The following is a 16,911-nucleotide window of genomic DNA, read 5'->3' as shown; positions in this document are numbered from 1 at the left end:
CTCCCGGGTGTTCGTCGCACTCGCCTGCGTCGCGGCCACCGCCTGCGGCGTCCTGTCGGGCTGCGCGGGCGGGGATCCGACCGAGGACGACGCGATCCCGCTGTCGGCTGAGGCCTATCGCAGCCGGGAGGACGACGCGGCGGGTGGGCGGATTCACGTGCGGATAGCGAACACCGGCGATGCGCCCGTCGCCGTGACATCCGTGGCGTTGGACAGTCCCGGCTTCGAGGCGGCGCCCGCGACCCGGCGCGAGGTCGAACTCGGCCCCGGCAACCGGATCGATGTCGAGGCCGAGTACGGCCCGGTTCGCTGCGACACGTCCCCGGAGCCGGCGTACGCCCTGATCGGTGTCGCCGATCGGGACGGATCGCCCGTGCGGGTGCCGCTCGCCGCCCCGTACGACGTCCTCGCCCGCATTCACGACGACGACTGCGCTGCTGAGGATCTGGCGCGGGCCGTACCGGTGACACTGATCCCGGCGGCGGCTCCGCCCGAGCCGACCGCGCCCCTCCCCGCCCAGCTCGTCGTGAGCCGGGGAACGGCATCGGGCGACGTCCGGGTGGACGAGATCGGCGGCAGCGTCCTGTATGCGCTGCACGGCGCGCTGCCCGCCACCATGCGGGCGGACGAGGACCGGCTGAGCGTCGACATCACGATCGACGCGGCGCGCTGCGATCCCCATGCCCTCGCGGAGGCGAAGAAGCCCTTTGTCTTTCCGCTGTGGATCGCCGTCGGCTCCTCGGAACCGGAATACTCGCGCATCCCGGTGTCCGAGGAGAACCGGCGAATCCTGACGAACTATCTGACCGCCACCTGCGGCGCGCGCAGGTGACGGCGGATCAGGAACCGATGAGGCGCTGCGCCAGGTAACCCTCGACCTGGTCGAGCGCGACCCGCTCCTGAGCCATGGAGTCACGCTCACGCACGGTCACGGCGTGGTCCTCGAGCGTGTCGAAGTCCACGGTGATGCAGAACGGTGTGCCGATCTCGTCCTGACGGCGGTAGCGGCGGCCGATCGCGCCGGCGTCGTCGAACTCGACGTTCCAGTGCTGGCGGAGCGTCGCTGCGAGATCCTTGGCCTTCGGCGTCAGGTCCGCGTTACGCGACAGCGGCAGCACCGCGGCCTTCACCGGGGCGAGACGACGGTCCAGACGCAGCACGGTGCGCTTGTCGACGCCGCCCTTCGCGTTCGGCGCCTCGTCCTCGGTGTACGCGTCGACGAGGAACGCCATCAGCGACCGCGTGAGACCGGCTGCCGGCTCGATGACGTACGGCGTGTAGCGCTCACCGGTGGCCTGGTCGTAGTAGTTGAGATCGGTGCCGGAGTGCTTCGAATGGGTCGACAGGTCGAAGTCGGTGCGGTTGGCCACACCTTCGAGCTCGCCCCACTCGCTGCCCTGGAAGTGGAAGCGGTACTCGATGTCGACGGTGCGCTTGGAGTAGTGCGACAGCTTGTCCTGGGCGTGCTCGTACAGGCGCAGGTTGTCCTTGTTGATGCCGAGCCCGGTGTACCAGTCCATGCGGTAGTCGATCCAGTACTGGTGCCACTCTTCGTCCTCGCCGGGCTTGACGAAGAATTCCATCTCCATCTGCTCGAACTCGCGGGTGCGGAAGATGAAGTTTCCAGGCGTGATCTCGTTGCGGAAGCTCTTGCCGATCTGGCCGATACCGAACGGCGGCTTCTTGCGCGACGTGGTGAGCACGTTCGCGAAGTTCACGAAGATGCCCTGCGCGGTCTCCGGGCGGAGGTAGTGCATGCCCTCTTCGCTCTCGACCGGGCCGAGGTACGTCTTGAGCATCATGTTGAAGTCGCGGGGCTCGGTCCACTGACCGACCGTGCCGCAGTCGGGGCAGGCCACGACGTCCATCGGGACGTCGTCCGGGTTGTCGAGGCCCTTCTTCTCCGCGTACGCCTCCTGCAGGTGGTCCTGACGGTGGCGCTTGTGACAGTTGAGGCACTCGACCAGCGGGTCGTTGAACACGCCGACGTGACCGGACGCCACCCACACCTCGCGGGGCAGGATGACCGAGGAGTCGAGGCCGACGACGTCCTCACGGCTGGTGACCATGTTGCGCCACCACTGCTTCTTGATGTTCTCCTTGAGCTCGACGCCCAAGGGGCCGTAGTCCCAGGCCGACTTCGTGCCTCCGTAGATCTCACCGCACGGGTAGACCAGGCCACGACGCTTGGCGAGATTGACGACGGTTTCGACTTTGGACTTCGGTGCCACTCGGGTGCTCTCCATCTGGGTAATAGATGCATGGTTCACGTGCGCTTTTCGGAGCCCAGCCTATCTGCCCGACCGCGGTCGGTTCACCCACCCGGTTGACATGCGTATTCGTGCATATCAAAATGGAATCGATTTGCAATAAGGTGAGGGTGATCCTCCCGGGCCGACGGCCTCGCGGCCACGGTCCCGTCCATTGTCCGGCACACCGAAGGAGATCACTGGTGAGCGTCATCGATCCCGGGGATCTGCATCCGTTCGAGGCGGCGGCGCCCGCTCCCGTGCCGTCGAAGGAGACCCTTGCGGCGGCCGGCGACATCCTGCGCGCCCTCGCGGCCCCCGTCCGGATCGCGATCGTCCTCCAGCTCCGCGAATCGGAACGGTGCGTGCACGAACTCGTCGGGGCACTCGGAGTCACCCAGCCACTGATCAGCCAGCATCTTCGCGTGCTCAAAGCCGCGGGCGTCGTCCGCGGCGAACGCACGGGACGTGAGGTCCTCTACCGCCTGGTGGACGACCACCTCGCCCACATCGTCGTGGACGCCGTCGCGCACGCCGAGGAAGGACAGAAGCCTTGACCCAGAACACCGGCCAGCGCAAGCCCGTCGTCGTGGGAGTACGCGCTACCAAGCAGCGCAGCGCCATCTCCGCGCTCCTCGACGACATCGAGGAGTTCCGGTCGGCGCAGGAACTGCACGACGAACTCCGCAAGCGCGGCGAAGGCATCGGGCTGACCACCGTCTACCGCACCCTGCAGACTCTCGCCGACGCCGGAACGGTCGACGTCCTGCGCACCGACACCGGTGAATCCGTGTACCGGCGCTGCTCGTCCGGACATCACCATCACCTCGTCTGCCGCGCCTGCGGCTACACCGTCGAGGTCGAGGGACCCACCGTCGAGCAGTGGTCGCAGTCGATCGCCGACGCCCACGGCTTCTCGGACGTCAGCCACACCATCGAGATCTTCGGCCTCTGCAAGGACTGCATCGCGACGCAGTGAGCGTCAGGGGATCAGCCCCTGACGGGCGGTGTCAGCCCCGCTCAACACGAGAAGCAGCATCGTGGTCAGCGCCTCGTCCTCGAGCCCGGCGGCGGGGAACGTGTAGCGCAGGATGACGTCCGCGAGCCGGCCGTGACCGAACACCGCGATCGAACCGAACTGCAGTGCGCTGTTGCGTTCCGCGACCTTCTTGTGCAGCGACGCGCTGACCGGACGATCCCAGGCCAGCACGCACGTCATCGACAGCACGTCGAGGCCCTCGGTCAGGGTCATCGCACTGATCGAGCACAGCGCCCCGGCGTACTCGAAACTCAGCGAACCGTCCTCCGCCCGGGTGACGGTGGCGAAGTGCTCGAGCGCGTCCGCCGCCCGCGCCAGCAGCGCGGGCGCCCCGTCGACGGTCATTTCACTCCACCGAACCGACGGTCGCGCGACGCGTACTCGACACACGCCGCCCACAGGTCCCGGCGGTCGAAATCGGGAAACAGCTTCTCCTGGTACACCATCTCGGCGTAGGCCGACTGCCAGATCAGGAAGTTGGACGTGCGCTGCTCGCCGGACGGCCGGAGGAACAGGTCCACGTCCGGCATGTCCGGCTCGTCGAGGTACCGGGCCACGGTCGCCTCGGTGATCTTCTCCGGGTCGAGTTGCCCCGCCGCGACCCGGAGACCGATCTCCTTCGCCGCGTCCGCGATCTCCGCGCGGCCGCCGTAGTTGACGCACATGGTCAGATTCATGACCGTATTGTGCTTCGTCAACTCCTCGGCGATCTCGAGTTCCTTGATGACGCTGCGCCACAGCTTGGGCCGGCGGCCCGCCCACCGCACGCGCACCCCCATCTCGTGCATCTCGTCGCGGCGACGGCGGATCACGTCGCGGTTGAAGCCCATCAGGAAGCGGACCTCCTCGGGGCTGCGCTTCCAGTTCTCGGTGGAGAACGCGTAGGCCGACAACCATTCGACGCCCATCTCGATGCACCCGCAGACGGCGTCCATCAGCACGGCCTCGCCGCGTTCGTGGCCCGCGGTCCGGGGCAGTCCCCGCTCCTGCGCCCAGCGGCCGTTGCCGTCCATCACCAGCGCGATGTGCCGGGGCACGAGTTCGGATTGCAGGCCCGGCGGGCGGGCGCCCGAAGGGTGCGGGTCCGGCGGCCGGATCTGGCGCTCGGCCCCGGAATCATGCGGGGCTCGAGGTTCGCGTCGTCGAATCACGGTCCCCATCCTGCCTGACCGAATCCTCCACCCCTACCGCCGCATGCGGTCGTGCGCGTTCGATCAGCGGGAGAGTGCGGAGTTGCCGTTCGAGGTGCCACTGCAGATGTGCCGCGACCAGACCGCTGGCCTGCCCCCGCAACGACTCGGGCACGTCCTCCGTGCTCGCCCAGTCGCCGCGGATCAGCGCATCCATCAGATCGAGGACACCCGGTGACGGCGTGGCGGCGCCCGGCGGCCGGCAATGGACGCACACCGCTCCCCCGGCGGCCACGTGGAATGCCCGGTGCGGTCCGGGGGCGCTGCACCGCGCGCAGTCGTCGAGGGCGGGAGCCCACCCCGCAAAACCCATGGCCCGCAACAGGAAGGCGTCGAGGATCAGCTCGCACGGGCGGTTGTGCTCGGCGACGGCCCGCAGCGCCCCGACCGTCAGGCGATGCAGTTGCGGCGCCGGGGCCCGTTCCTCACCGGCGAGTCGCTCGGCGGTCTCGAGGATCGCGCACGCCGTGGTGTACCGGGAGTAGTCGTCGACGATGTCGGTCGCGAACGCGTCGACCGTCTGGACCTGGGTGACGATGTCGAGATTGCGGCCCGGGTAGAGCTGCACGTCGATGTACGCGAACGGCTCGAGCCGGGCGCCGAACTTGGACTTCGTGCGGCGCACCCCCTTGGCCACCGCGCGCACCAGACCGTGCTGCCGGGTGAGGAGTGTGACGATACGGTCGGCCTCGCCCAACTTGTGCTGGCGCAGGACCACCGCATTGTCTCGATACAACCTCACCGGTCCAGTCTCCCACGTCGAGGCGACCACATTCCGCAGGCCGAGCCGCGTGCGACGGTCAGGGCTCGGTGCGCCCGTCGCGCACGGCGTCGACGACGTCGCGGACTCCGTCGATGACGAGTTGCGGCTGCTCGATGTTGATGTTGTGGCCGCTGTTCGTGTTCGTGACATGCGTGGCACCCGGGACGAGTTGTGCCAGATCCGCCTGCGCCTTCGGCTGCACGGCGTCGAGGGCCGGGCCGTAGCCGGGATCGATGTCGGCGGGGAGGCTTCCGTTCGCAATGCCCTCCGCGATCTGCGGCGCCACCGAACGGTCGGCGGAGAGGACGACGAGTGGCTGGGGCCGGATCGGTTCGGCGGCGCGGATCTCGTCGAAGCTGCGGACGAAGTCGACACGCTCGAGGTCCGGGTACTCGTCGAGACTGTCCTGCTGCGGGGTGTTGAGCCGCAGGAACTCCTCGAACTGCTCCGGGGGCAGGAGTGTCTGCAACTCCTCCGACTGCGCGTCGATCAGCACCATGCCCGCCACCTCGTCGGGATGGGTGCCGGCGAAGAGTCTCGCGATCTGACCGCCGTAGGAGTGGGCGGCCAGCACGTAGGGGCCGGGGCCGGCCTCGCCCGTGGCGCCCAGCAGCGACTGGAGGTCGGCGACCGCGTCCGTGGTGGTGATCGGCTGCGGAACCGGGTCGCTGCGGCTCAATGCGTCGCCGCCCAGCACGACTCCCGGCCGGTCGTACGAGCAGACTCGGGTGAACCCGGCGACCCCGTCGAAGGCCGAGGTGCTCGCCGGATCGGCCGTCGTCGTCCACTGATCGGCACCGAACCGGAGACCGGACACGAACACGACGGTCGGCGCGCCTGCGCCCGCACACTCGAGATGGATGTTCCTACCCCCGCCGATGTCGACGGTGCCGGCGAAATTCTCGCTCGTGCCGCCGTCGTCGCTCGCTCCGCACGCGGCGACGAGCACCACGACCCCCAGAGTGGGGAGCCACTCCGACAACCGCGGCCACATCGGCACGACACACCTCGAAACCCGTTCGGAAACGCAGACCGCTTCCGGGTGATCCGTACCCCACTCTCCCCGGATCAAACCCGGACGCCGCCCGGCGTCAGCTGAAACGGTGCCCGAGGTGCACCGTCACCTCCACTCCGGCACTGTCCTTACCGATCAGCTTGCACAGTGCGATCTTCAGGGGAAGCCAGTGCGGACCTTCACCCGAGGGCATCAGGGTCGCATTGAACGGGTGGCCGTCGATCGTCCCGCCGACCTTCACCGACCGCCGCGTTCCGAGAAGATCGGCGGAGTCCGGCACGGTCACGTACGTCGCGAACGCCCCGTCCTTCTGGATCGGCGCCGTGAAGGTGTGTGCGAGTGGTTGCGGGGTCTTCGGTGCGGGCATTCGTGGCTCCTCCGGTCGAGTGTGATGCTGCGGTCGAAGGTAGGACTCCCGGAGCCGGCCGGAATCATCGGTCGTGAGCAGGATCACGTCGCCCGGTCACACCTGGAATCGGTAGCCCATCCCCGCCTCGGTGATGAGGTGACGCGGATGGGACGGGTCGTCCTCGAGTTTGCGCCTCAGCTGCGCCAGATACACCCGCAGATAGTGGGTCTCGGTGGCGTACGCCGGCCCCCACACCTCCCGCAGCAGTTCCTTCTGTCCCACCAGCTTGCCCTTGTTGCGCACGAGCATCTCGAGCATTCCCCACTCGGTCGGTGTCAGGTGCACCTCGGCCCCCGCCCGCCGCACCGTCTTCGCCGCCAGATCGACCGTGAACGAATCCGTCTCCACCACAGGTTCACTCGTGTCGACGACCGTCGTGGCCCGGCGGGCGGCCGCACGCACCCGGGCCAGGAACTCGTCCATCCCGAACGGCTTGGTGACGTAGTCGTCGGCGCCGGCGTCGAGGGCTTCGACCTTGTCGGCGGAGTCCGTCCGCGCCGACAGCACGATCACCGGTGCGGGGCACCACCCGCGGAGGCCGGCCAGCACCTCGGTGCCGTCCATGTCGGGTAGCCCGAGGTCGAGCACGATCACGTCCGGCGGCCGCTCGGCCGCGGCGCGCAGGGCGGCCGCACCGGACGCGGCCGTCACCACGTCATACCCGCGCACGCTCAGATTGATCCGCAGGGCGCGGAGAATCTGCGGTTCGTCGTCGACGACGAGGACCCTCGTCATGAATGCTCCCCTCCCGCCCGGGCCAGTTCCACCACCATCGTCAGACCGCCGCCGGGGGTGTCGGTGGCGCTGATGGTCCCGCCCATCGCGTCGACGAATCCGCGGACGACGGAGAGTCCGAGCCCGACTCCCGTGGTCGTGTCGCGGTCTCCCAGCCGCTGGAACGGGGCGAACAACTCGTCTGCCCGCCCACGCGGAACTCCCGGCCCCGTGTCGGCGACGGTGATGACGGCGCGGTCTCCCACCGCCGCGGCACCGACCCGGATCACGGAGTCCTCACCGTAGCGGAGTGCGTTGTCGATCAGATTGGCGAGCACCCGCTCGAGCAGGCCCGAATCCGCCATCGCCGTGACCGTTCCGACGTCGACTTCCACCCTTTCCCGGGCCCTGGTCCCGGTCCGGCCGCCGATTCCCAGACCCACCAGCGCCCGGTGCACCACCTCGTCGAGGTACACCGGCCGCAGCGTCGGGGTCACCACTCCCGCCGCGAGACGGGAGGAGTCGAGCAGGTTGCCGACGAGAGAGGTCAGCACGTCGGCCGATTCCTCGATGGTCGCGAGCAGTTCGGCGGTGTCCTCCGGGGAGAAGTCGACGTCGTCGCTGCGCAGACTGGACGCGGCGGCCTTGACCGCGGCCAGCGGGGTCCGGAGGTCGTGGCTGACGGCGGACAGCAGCGACCGCCGCAACCGGTCGGCCTCGGCAAGCGCCTGCGCCTGACCCGCCTCCTGCGCGAGTTCGGTCTGGCGGATCATGCCCACCGCCTGGTTGGCGACGGCGAGCAGCACCCGACGGTCCCGGGCGTGCAGTTCGCTGCCGCGCAGGGCGAGCGCGTATTCCCCTTCCCCCACCTCGCAGACGGTGTCGGCGTCGTCGACGCTCACCGGTGGGTGCGGCCCGACGGACCCCACCGGACCGCGGTCCCGGTGCAGCACGCTGACCGAATCCTGGCTGTAGGTCTCGCGCACCTTCTCGAGCAGGGTGTCGAGGTCGGCGCCGCGCAGCACCGATCCGGCGAACAGTGCCAGCAACTCGGCTTCCTGCGACGCCCGGCGGGCTTCCCGTGACCGCTTGGCGGCCGCGTCGACCAGGACCGCGACGGCGACGGCCACCACGAGCAGCACGACCGTGGTGATGAAGTTGTCCGGTTCGGCGATGGTGAAGCTCCGCACCGGCGGCGTGAAGAAGTAGTTGAGGAACAGACCCGAGATCAGCGCGGAGAACGCGGCGGGGGCGACACCTCCGAGCAGCGAGACGAGCAGCACCACGATGAAGAACAGGGCTCCCTCGCCGACCAATCCGAGCCAACGGTCGACGGCACTCATCACCAGCGTGGCCACCGTCGGTACGAGGACCGCGGCGATCCAGGCGATCGCCGTGCGCGAACGGGATCCCACCGGCGACAACCGCCTCGGGCGATGGGATTCGCCGTGCGTCACCATGTGCACGTCGATCGACCCGGACTGTTGCACCACGCTTGCGCCGATGCCCTCGTCGAAGATCCGCGCCCACCGTGAGCGTCTCGACGTGCCCAGCACCAGTTGTGTGGCGTTCGCGGTTCGGGCGAAGTCGAGCAACGTGGTCGGGACGTCGTCGCCGACGACGCTGTGCAGACTCGCGCCGATACTCGCGGCGAGGGTCCGTACCTTGCCCATCTCCGGGGCCGAGACACCTGCGAGGCCGTCGCCGCGCACCACGTGCACGACGATCAGTTCGGCGCTGGATCTCGACGCGATCCGGCCGGCGCGGCGAACCAGCGTCTCCGATTCCGGTCCGCCCGTCACCGCGACCACCACCCGTTCCCGGGCCTCCCACGTGTCGGTGATCTTGTTCTCCGCACGATATTTCGCGAGTGCGGCATCCACCTGGTCGGCCACCCACAGCAGCGCGAGTTCGCGGAGTGCGGTGAGATTCCCTTTCCGGAAGTAGTTGCTCAGGGCCGCGTCGACTTTGTCCGCGGCATAGATGTTTCCGTGGGACAGCCTGCGGCGCAAAGCCTCCGGCGTGATGTCGACCAGTTCGACCTGGGTGGCGGCGCGCACCACCTCGTCGGGAACCGTTTCCTGCTGCACCACGCCGGTGATCCGCTGGACCACGTCGTTGAGGCTTTCGAGGTGCTGGACGTTGAGCGTCGAGAGGACGTCGATCCCCGCGGCGAGGAGTATCTCCACGTCCTGCCAGCGCTTTTCGTGGACACTGCCCGGCGTGTTCGTGTGCGCGAGCTCGTCGACGAGGACCAGCGCCGGCCTGCGGGCCAGTACGGCCTCGACATCGAGTTCCCGGCCGAGCGTGCCCCGGTAGGCGATCAGCTTGGGCGGAATCAGTTCGAGGTCGCCGAGCTGCGCCGCCGTGCGGTCGCGGCCGTGGGTCTCCACCACGGCCGCGACCACGTCGCACCCCCGCTCCCGGCGGCGGTGCGCCTCACCGAGCATCGCGAACGTCTTGCCGACGCCCGGTGCGGCACCGAGATAGATGCGCAGTTCACCGCGTCGGCGTTCGATGTCCCGGCGCTCGCCGTCGGTTCCGGTACCACTCACCTCGCCATCATCCACCAGCGGTCGGGGCCGTGCACTCAGGAGCGGTCAGTCCGAGGGCCAGGTTCAGTCCGAGGACGTTCACCCGTTCCTCACCGAGGAAGCCGAGTTGCCTTCCCTCGGTGTTCTCGTCGACGAGTTGCCGAACCCGGGTCTCGCTGAGGCCGTTCTCCGCCGCCACCCTCGGCACCTGCAACGCCGCATACGCGGCGCTGATGTGCGGGTCGATGCCCGAGCCGGATCCGGTGACCGCGTCCGCCGGTACCTCGGCGGGGTCCACCCCTTCCCGGGTGGCGATCGCCGCCCGTCGGTCGGCGATGAACGTCGCCAGGATCTCGCTGCTCGGCCCCTGATTGGTGGGCAGGGCGGTGGCGGGGTCTCCCGGCGCGAACGGATCCTGATCGGCCACCGACCCGGTGACCCGGTTGTGGAAGAACGGATCCGGCTCCCCCGCCGGCACCTGCGCGTCGACACCAACCCACCGGCTCCCGACGACGCAGCCGGTGCTGTCGCGCACCGGAGACCCCTCGGCCGCTCCCGCGCCGATCCTGCTCACCCCCCACACTGCGGCGGGATAGAGCACACCGAGGACTGCTGTGAGTGCGAGCAGGACGAGTAGTCCGGCCCAGGTCTGCCGGAGCAGGCCGATGAGAAATCGCATGCGGGATCACCCAATTCCGGGAATGAGACGGACGACGAGGTCGATGAGCCAGATACCGGCGAACGGCGTGATCACACCGCCGAGGCCGTAGATCAGCAGGTTGCGGCCCAGCAGCGTCGACGCGGACGACGGACGGTAGCGAACGCCTTTCAGCGACAACGGGATCAGCGCGACGATCACCACGGCGTTGAAGATCACCGCCGACAGGATGGCCGATTCCGGGGTGGCCAGCCGCATGATGTTCAGCGTGTCCAGCTGCGGATAGATGCCGCTGAACAGGGCGGGGAGAATCGCGAAGTACTTGGCCAGGTCGTTGGCGAGCGAGAACGTGGTGAGCGCACCGCGCGTGATGAGCAGTTGCTTGCCGATCTCGACCACCTCGATGAGCTTGGTGGGATCCGAATCGAGATCCACCATGTTCCCGGCTTCCTTCGCCGCCGACGTGCCGGTGTTCATCGCCACCCCGACATCCGCCTGGGCCAGCGCCGGAGCGTCGTTGGTGCCGTCCCCGGTCATCGCGACGAGCCGGCCGCCCTCCTGTTCCCTCCGGATCAGCGCGAGCTTGTCCTCGGGTGTCGCCTCGGCCATGAAGTCGTCGACTCCGGCCTCGGCCGCGATGGCCTTCGCCGTCAACGGGTTGTCGCCGGTGACCATCACCGTGCGAATCCCCATGGCCCGCAGTTCCGCGAACCTCTCGGCGATGCCCGGTTTCACCACGTCCGACAACGCGATCACGCCGAGGACGGTCGCCGCGTCTCCGCGGACGGTGGCGACCACCAACGGCGTCCCCCCGGACTGCGCGATCTGGTTCACGCTGTCGGTGATCGCGGGCGCCGCGCGCCCGCCGTGCGCCTGCACCCAGGTCAGCACGGCGTCGCTCGCGCCCTTGCGGATCCGGGCGCCGTCGATGTCGAGTCCGCTCATCCGGGTCTGCGCCGTGAACGGCACGAACTCCGCTGCTCTCTCCGCCTCGGACGGTGCCGGGTCCAGCCCGAAGTCGCGGGCGCACAGGTCCACGATGCTGCGACCCTCGGGGGTGCCGTCCGCGAGGCTGGACAACCGTGCGGCCGTGGCCAACTCGATCGCGGAAACCCCCGGTGCGGGATGCAAGGCCGTGGCCTGCCGGTTGCCGAACGTGATGGTGCCGGTCTTGTCCATCAGCAGGGTGTCGATGTCGCCGGCGGCTTCCACCGCCCGCCCGGACATCGCGAGGACGTTCCGCTGCACCAGCCGGTCCATCCCGGCGATGCCGATGGCCGACAGCAGTGCCCCGATCGTGGTGGGGATCAGGCACACCAGCAGCGCGATCAGCTTGATCGGATCCTGCTCCTGGCCCACGTACAGGCCCATCGGACCGATCGCGACGACGGCCAGCAGGAAGATGATCGTCAGCGACGCCAGCAGGATGTTCAGCGCGATCTCGTTCGGCGTCTTCTGCCGCGCCGCCCCCTCCACGAGGGCGATCATCCGGTCCACGAACGACTGTCCGGGGGCCGCGGTGATGCGCACGACGATCCGGTCGGAGAGCACGGTCGTGCCACCGGTGACGGCACACCGGTCGCCGCCGGATTCGCGGACGACGGGCGCCGACTCGCCGGTGACGGCCGACTCGTCCACGGTCGCAATGCCGTCGACGACGTCACCGTCGCCGGGTATCACCTCACCCGCCTCGACGACGACCCGGTCGCCGACGGTGAGTTCGGTACCCGCCACCGACTCCACCCGGCCGCTCACCGTGATCCGGTGGGCGACCGTGTCCTGCTTCACCTTCCGCAGGCTCGCCGCCTGCGCCTTGCCCCGCCCCTCCGCGACCGACTCGGCCAGATTCGCGAACAACACGGTGAACCACAACCAGGCGACGACAGCCCAGGAGAACACCGACGGGTCGGCGACGGCCATGACGGTGGTGACGACGGAACCGACGAACACCACGAACATCACCGGGTTGCGAGCGAGGTGCCGGGGGTCGAGTTTGCGCAGGGCGCCCGGCAGCGCCGTCAGCAGCTGAGCGGGGCTGAAGATTCCCGCCTTCACGGGCGCCGGGTCGTGGCCGGCCTCGGGCGTCATGGTCACCGCCCCGGTTTCCGGACGACTGGTCACGTTCACACTCACTGCAGAGCCTCCGCGATCGGTCCCAGCGCGAGGGCCGGGAAGAATGTCAACGCCGCGACGAGCACGACGGTGCCGGTGAGGAGCCCGGTGAACATCGGGCCCGCCGTCGGCAGGGTTCCGGCGCCCGCGGCGGTCTTCTTCTGCGACGCCAGGGATCCGGCGAGCGCGAGGACGAAGATGATCGGCAGGAACCGGCCGAACAGCATGCACAGGCCGAGGGCGGTCTGGAACCAGTCGCTCGTCACCGTCAGCCCGCCGAACGCACTGCCGTTGTTGTTCGAGGCCGACGCGAACGCGTACAGCACTTCCGAGAACCCGTGGATGGATCCGGGACTTCCGGGGTCGCCGCTGTTGCCCTGGTAGCCGGTGGTCGAGGACAGGATCACGGTGATCCCGGTGCCGATCAGGACCAGCGCCGGCATCACCAGCACGGACAGGGCGGCGAGCGTGATCTCCCGCTGCCGCAGCTTCTTGCCCAGGTATTCGGGTGTGCGGCCGACGAGAAGTCCGCCGACGAAGACTGCGATCAGGGCGAGGACGAGGATTCCGTAGAGCCCGGTGCCGACACCGCCGGGCGCGATCTCACCGAGCAGCATGTTGAGCAGAACGGCTCCGCCGCCGAGTGGCGACAGGCTGTCGTGCGCCGAATTCACCGCGCCCGTGGACGTTCCGGTGGTGCTCACGGCGAACAGCGCCGTACCGGGAATTCCGAAACGAACCTCCTTGCCCTCCATCATCGCGCCCGCGGCGGTGGCGGCGACGCCGCGCCGACCCGACTCCGCCGCGAGCGTGACCGCGAGGAGCGATCCCCACAGGATGCCCATCACGGCGAGCAGGGTCAGCCCCTGCTTGCGATCGCCGACCATGGTGCCGAACGTGCGGGTGAGGGCGACCGGGATCAGCAGGATCGCGAGGATCTCGGCGACGTTGCTGATCGGCGTCGGGTTCTCGAACGGATGCGCCGAGTTGGCGGCGAGGATCCCGCCGCCGTTGGTGCCGAGTTCCTTGATCGCTTCCTGTGAGGCGACGGGTGCGAGCGCGTTGGTGACGGAGTTGCCGTCCAGACCGGTGGACGCGAAGCCCGGGTGGAAGGACTGGATCACGCCCTGGCTCAGCAGGATCAGTGCGATCACGAAGGAGAGCGGCAGCAGAATCCGCAGGCTGCCGCGGGTGAGGTCCACCCAGAAGTTGCCGATCTCACCGCCGCGCGACACCCGGACGAACCCGCGGATCAGCGCCACTGCGACGGCCATGCCCACCGCTGCGGACACGAAGTTCTGCACGGCGAGCCCGACCGGCTGGGTCAGGTTGCTCATCGTGGTTTCGGGCGCATACGACTGCCAGTTGGTGTTCGTCACGAACGACACGGCCGTGTTGAACGCCACCGCGGGACCGACCCCGGAGAGGTCCCCGGACAGCGGCAGCACTCCCTGGATGCGCTGCAGGGCGTAGAGGAACAGCACACTCGCCGCCGAGAATCCCAGCACGCTGCCCGCGTAGCCGTACCAGGTCTGCTCGGTGTGGGGGTTGATGCGGCACAGGCGGTACAGCACGGATTCGACCCGAAGGTGACGGCGTGATTCGTACACCCGCGCCATGTAGTCGCCCACCGGCACGTATGCGACCGCGAGTACCGCGAGGACGAAAGCGACCTGCAGTCCGGCCGCCAGGGCAGGCGTCATCAGAACCGCTCCGGGTCGATGAGCGCGATCAGGAGGTACACGACGAGCGCGGCGGCGATCGCGACGAGCGCGACCGCGAGTATTCCGGCGCCTGTCATTTCACGCGTCCGGTCTGCAGGGCACGGAGAACGAGCGCGCAACAGGCGAATCCGCCGAGGACGAGCGCGACGTAGGCCACATCGGCCATGTGAGGATCCCTCTTCGTACTGATCATGCGGTTCAGCGCAGGCATGACACCCCACGGTTGTGGGGTGTCATGCCAGCATCACGCGCGATCTCGGCGAAAGAGGCGGTGCTGACGAAGCGCTTACGGGGCTCCTACGGCTCTTGACGCTTTCCTTACGCGGTCCGGGTCAGCCGCGACACGGACGCGGGCACGGGTGTGCCGCTCGCCACCCACGGTGCCGGGACGGGCGCACCGGCGACCGACCGCACGGGGACCACGCCGGCCCAGGCGCTGCTGGTTTCGGTGGGTTCACCCGGTGGTGCGTCCCGCACCTTGACGGTCCACCGGCCCGGCGTGATCGGGAGGGCGAGGGCCAGTGTCGCGGCGAGTTCCTTGCGCCGGTGCCCCCGGACCTCCGTGCTGCGGCCGGGGATCAGCACGTCCGACAGCGCGTTCAGTGCGTCGGCGGATTCGTCTTCGCCGAGGGTGACGAGGTTGCCCCGCACCACCGCCGAACGGTAGTTGGCGGACGAGTCGAACAGGGTGTCCGCGACGACGATTCCGTCGAGCATCGCGACGCACAGCGCCGCCGGTGCGCCCGCCGCCACCTGCCGCAGCGCGCCGGCCCCGGTGGAGCCGTGCAGCAGAATCCTGTCGCCCTCGCGGGCGTAGAGCATCGGCACGGCCCACGGCAGCCCGTCGACGACGGTGGCGAGGGTGCCCATCGGGGCGGCGTCGAGGACGGCGTCGAGTTGCGCTCGTTCGGTGCGGGCACGGTCCGGGTATCTCGTGATCTTGTCCACGAGACCATCCTCACCCTCATGTGGATCACCCTCCAGATCCACAATCACCATTATCGGCAGGCCAGTATTGTCGGGGCCATGCCCCGGATCAGCCCCGAACTGCACCTGACGTTGCGGCTCCCCGACACCGACGCGCCGCTTCGGCACCGGATCGCGGAGTCGATCCTCGACGAGATCCGCGTGGGTCGCCTGCGGCCCGGCGACCCACTGCCCTCCACGCGGGCGCTGGCCGAACACCTGACGGTCGCGCGGGCGTCGGTGGTCGACGCCTACGACGAACTCTGCTCGTCCGGATACGCGAACGCCCGCGCCGGTTCCGGCACGCGGATCGCACCGGGCGCCGACGTGGCGGCCCGCGCCCACGTCGCCTCGCACACGATCACCCGAACCTCGGAGCGGGCGTCCTCCGCCGCCCCCGAGAAGCCGGCGGCGCTCTGGGATCTCACTCCGGGTCACCCCGATCCCGCCCTGATCTCCACCGTCGACTGGCGCCGGGCGTGGCGGTCGGCCGCCGCCGCGGCCGTGACGTCGGACCTCCCGGGCCCCGGCGCACACCCGGAGCTGCGGCGGTCCCTCGCCGAGCATCTACGCCGCACCCGGGGGATCGCGGCGCGCCCCGACGAACTGGTGATCGTCCCCGGGGTGGGCGCCGCGCTCCGCACCCTCGTCGCCGCAGCAGAACTCGGCGGAAGGGACGTGGTGTTCGAGGAGCCCGGCTACAGCCGGGCCCGCACCGTCCTCGACCGCGCGGGGGTGCGGACGCGCTGTGTGTTCGTGGACGGCGACGGCCTCGACCCCGCGCTGCTGCGTGCGACCGACGTGGCGGCCTACTGCACGCCTGCCCATCAGTATCCGATGGGTGCCCGGATGCCGGTGGGCCGCAGGGCCCGGCTCGTGGCCGACGCCGCGGCATCCGGAACGGTGATCATCGAGGACGACTACGACGGCGAGTTCCGCTACGACGTGTCGGCGCTACCTGCCCTGCGCAGCATCGACCGCGGGTCCGAATGCGTGGCGTACGTGGGCACGGCGTCGAAGATCCTCACGCCCTCGATCCGGGTGGCGTGGGTGATCGCCCCTCCGGCCCTGCGGCCGGGACTCATCCGGGCCCTCGACGCGAGCGGTGAGGCGTGCTGCTCGATCACTGCCCTCGCGCTGGCGCATTTCATCGACTCGGGAGCGCTGTCCCGGCACCTCGCCCGCGCCTCCCGCACCTACTCCGCCCGGCGGGCGGCCTTCGTCACGGCGCTGCAGCGGCAACTGTACGCGGTCCACACGGGCGGTGTCGGACTCGCCGGCATCGAGGCCGGTCTCCACGTCGTCCTGACGCTGCCCGGTTCCGTCGACGACGTCGCCCTGTCGGCTGAGCTGCGGGAACACGGTGTGACGGTCCCGAGCCTCGCCGACTACCGCACCATCCCGGACGGACCGCGGGGACTGGTGTGCGGGTATGCCCGGCTGCCCGAATCGCGGGCCCGCGGGGCAGCCGAGGCGATCGGCGGGGTAGTCCGGCGACATCTCGGCTGATACTGTTCGTTCGAACGAACAGTCACGGG

17 protein-coding genes are annotated in these 16,911 nt (G+C 69.3%); 4 read left to right on the top strand and 13 right to left on the bottom strand.

Translation table 11 applies throughout. The annotated features are described in order from the left end of the window. Positions 1–7 precede the first annotated feature (7 nt). The gene (locus GO592_RS08210; RefSeq protein ID WP_237720552.1) at positions 8–832 is read left to right on the top strand and encodes a hypothetical protein; all 825 of its coding nucleotides are present in this window, start codon (positions 8–10) and stop codon (positions 830–832) included. Positions 833–839: 7 nt separating this feature from the next. On the opposite strand, the gene GO592_RS08205 is transcribed toward GO592_RS08210, so the two are convergent. Then, positions 840–2,231: a glycine--tRNA ligase gene (locus GO592_RS08205; protein ID WP_005571613.1), complete on the bottom strand. Its 1,392-nt coding sequence runs from the start codon at positions 2,229–2,231 to the stop codon at positions 840–842. Positions 2,232–2,452: 221 nt separating this feature from the next. On the opposite strand from GO592_RS08205, the gene GO592_RS08200 reads away from it, so the two are divergent. Further along, a complete protein-coding gene (locus tag GO592_RS08200) occupies positions 2,453–2,806 on the top strand; it encodes an ArsR/SmtB family transcription factor (protein ID WP_005574847.1) in 354 nt (117 codons plus the stop codon). Beyond that, positions 2,803–3,228 (top strand): Fur family transcriptional regulator, encoded by a 426-nt coding sequence (locus GO592_RS08195; RefSeq protein ID WP_005261219.1) that lies wholly within the window; start codon positions 2,803–2,805, stop codon positions 3,226–3,228. The genes GO592_RS08200 and GO592_RS08195 overlap by 4 nt, the downstream gene beginning before the upstream one ends. A 3-nt stretch (positions 3,229–3,231) precedes the next feature. On the opposite strand, the gene GO592_RS08190 is transcribed toward GO592_RS08195, so the two are convergent. The 12 genes from GO592_RS08190 to GO592_RS08135 all read right to left on the bottom strand — a co-directional run bounded on the left by GO592_RS08190 (position 3,232) and on the right by GO592_RS08135 (position 15,355). Continuing rightward, positions 3,232–3,633 (bottom strand): hypothetical protein, encoded by a 402-nt coding sequence (locus GO592_RS08190; protein WP_005247889.1) that lies wholly within the window; start codon positions 3,631–3,633, stop codon positions 3,232–3,234. Further along, positions 3,630–4,439, bottom strand: a complete 810-nt coding sequence (locus GO592_RS08185; protein ID WP_039952369.1) for an isoprenyl transferase — start codon at positions 4,437–4,439, stop codon at positions 3,630–3,632. The genes GO592_RS08190 and GO592_RS08185 overlap by 4 nt, the downstream gene beginning before the upstream one ends. Then, a complete protein-coding gene (recO, locus tag GO592_RS08180) occupies positions 4,405–5,220 on the bottom strand; it encodes a DNA repair protein RecO (RefSeq protein ID WP_039952368.1) in 816 nt (271 codons plus the stop codon). The genes GO592_RS08185 and recO overlap by 35 nt, the downstream gene beginning before the upstream one ends. Positions 5,221–5,278: 58 nt before the next feature. Then, positions 5,279–6,235, bottom strand: coding sequence for an alpha/beta fold hydrolase (locus GO592_RS08175; RefSeq protein ID WP_007299510.1), 957 nt, complete (start codon positions 6,233–6,235; stop codon positions 5,279–5,281). 97 nt (positions 6,236–6,332) lie between these two features. Further along, complete coding sequence (locus GO592_RS08170) at positions 6,333–6,623, bottom strand: DUF1905 domain-containing protein (protein ID WP_007299509.1); 291 nt, start codon at positions 6,621–6,623, stop codon at positions 6,333–6,335. Between the two features lie 96 nt (positions 6,624–6,719). Next, positions 6,720–7,400, bottom strand: coding sequence for a response regulator (locus GO592_RS08165; protein ID WP_007299508.1), 681 nt, complete (start codon positions 7,398–7,400; stop codon positions 6,720–6,722). Continuing rightward, positions 7,397–9,934, bottom strand: coding sequence for a sensor histidine kinase (locus tag GO592_RS08160; protein ID WP_007299507.1), 2,538 nt, complete (start codon positions 9,932–9,934; stop codon positions 7,397–7,399). Before GO592_RS08160 ends, GO592_RS08165 begins: the two co-directional genes overlap by 4 nt. Before the next feature lie 7 nt (positions 9,935–9,941). Beyond that, entirely contained in the window at positions 9,942–10,592 is a 651-nt protein-coding gene (locus tag GO592_RS08155; RefSeq protein ID WP_007299506.1) for a potassium-transporting ATPase subunit C, read from the bottom strand. Positions 10,593–10,598: 6 nt separating this feature from the next. Then, positions 10,599–12,659 carry a potassium-transporting ATPase subunit KdpB gene (gene kdpB / locus GO592_RS08150; protein WP_085990392.1) on the bottom strand — a complete coding sequence of 687 codons (2,061 nt, stop codon included), beginning with the start codon at positions 12,657–12,659 and terminating at the stop codon, positions 10,599–10,601. Positions 12,660–12,700: 41 nt separating this feature from the next. Next, positions 12,701–14,386, bottom strand: a complete 1,686-nt coding sequence (gene kdpA, locus GO592_RS08145; protein ID WP_007299504.1) for a potassium-transporting ATPase subunit KdpA — start codon at positions 14,384–14,386, stop codon at positions 12,701–12,703. After that, positions 14,386–14,484: a potassium-transporting ATPase subunit F gene (locus tag GO592_RS08140; protein WP_005561976.1), complete on the bottom strand. Its 99-nt coding sequence runs from the start codon at positions 14,482–14,484 to the stop codon at positions 14,386–14,388. The genes kdpA and GO592_RS08140 overlap by 1 nt, the downstream gene beginning before the upstream one ends. A 241-nt stretch (positions 14,485–14,725) precedes the next feature. Then, positions 14,726–15,355 carry a pyridoxamine 5'-phosphate oxidase family protein gene (locus tag GO592_RS08135; protein ID WP_007299503.1) on the bottom strand — a complete coding sequence of 210 codons (630 nt, stop codon included), beginning with the start codon at positions 15,353–15,355 and terminating at the stop codon, positions 14,726–14,728. A gap of 18 nt (positions 15,356–15,373) precedes the next feature. Between GO592_RS08135 and pdxR the strand changes: the two genes are divergently transcribed. Continuing rightward, positions 15,374–16,882: a MocR-like pyridoxine biosynthesis transcription factor PdxR gene (gene pdxR, locus GO592_RS08130; protein ID WP_007299502.1), complete on the top strand. Its 1,509-nt coding sequence runs from the start codon at positions 15,374–15,376 to the stop codon at positions 16,880–16,882. Positions 16,883–16,911 lie beyond the last annotated feature (29 nt).

The sequence above is a fragment of the Rhodococcus sp. 21391 genome, from assembly GCF_016772255.1.
Lineage (GTDB): Bacteria > Actinomycetota > Actinomycetes > Mycobacteriales > Mycobacteriaceae > Rhodococcus_F > Rhodococcus_F opacus.
This window is presented reverse-complemented; position numbering and strand designations above follow the sequence as displayed.

Excerpts from the sequence above, each read along its gene's own strand:
- GO592_RS08175 (WP_007299510.1), bottom strand. The coding sequence starts at position 6,235 with ATGTGGCCGCGGTTGTCGGAGTGGCTCCCCACTCTGGGGGTCGTGGTG.
- kdpA (WP_007299504.1), bottom strand. The coding sequence starts at position 14,386 with ATGACGCCTGCCCTGGCGGCCGGACTGCAGGTCGCTTTCGTCCTCGCG.
- GO592_RS08170 (WP_007299509.1), bottom strand. The coding sequence starts at position 6,623 with ATGCCCGCACCGAAGACCCCGCAACCACTCGCACACACCTTCACGGCG.
- GO592_RS08190 (WP_005247889.1), bottom strand. The coding sequence starts at position 3,633 with ATGACCGTCGACGGGGCGCCCGCGCTGCTGGCGCGGGCGGCGGACGCG.
- GO592_RS08140 (WP_005561976.1), bottom strand. The coding sequence starts at position 14,484 with ATGACAGGCGCCGGAATACTCGCGGTCGCGCTCGTCGCGATCGCCGCC.
- GO592_RS08165 (WP_007299508.1), bottom strand. The coding sequence starts at position 7,400 with ATGACGAGGGTCCTCGTCGTCGACGACGAACCGCAGATTCTCCGCGCC.
- GO592_RS08155 (WP_007299506.1), bottom strand. The coding sequence starts at position 10,592 with ATGCGATTTCTCATCGGCCTGCTCCGGCAGACCTGGGCCGGACTACTC.
- pdxR (WP_007299502.1), top strand. The coding sequence starts at position 15,374 with ATGTGGATCACCCTCCAGATCCACAATCACCATTATCGGCAGGCCAGT.
- kdpB (WP_085990392.1), bottom strand. The coding sequence starts at position 12,659 with ATGACGCCCGAGGCCGGCCACGACCCGGCGCCCGTGAAGGCGGGAATC.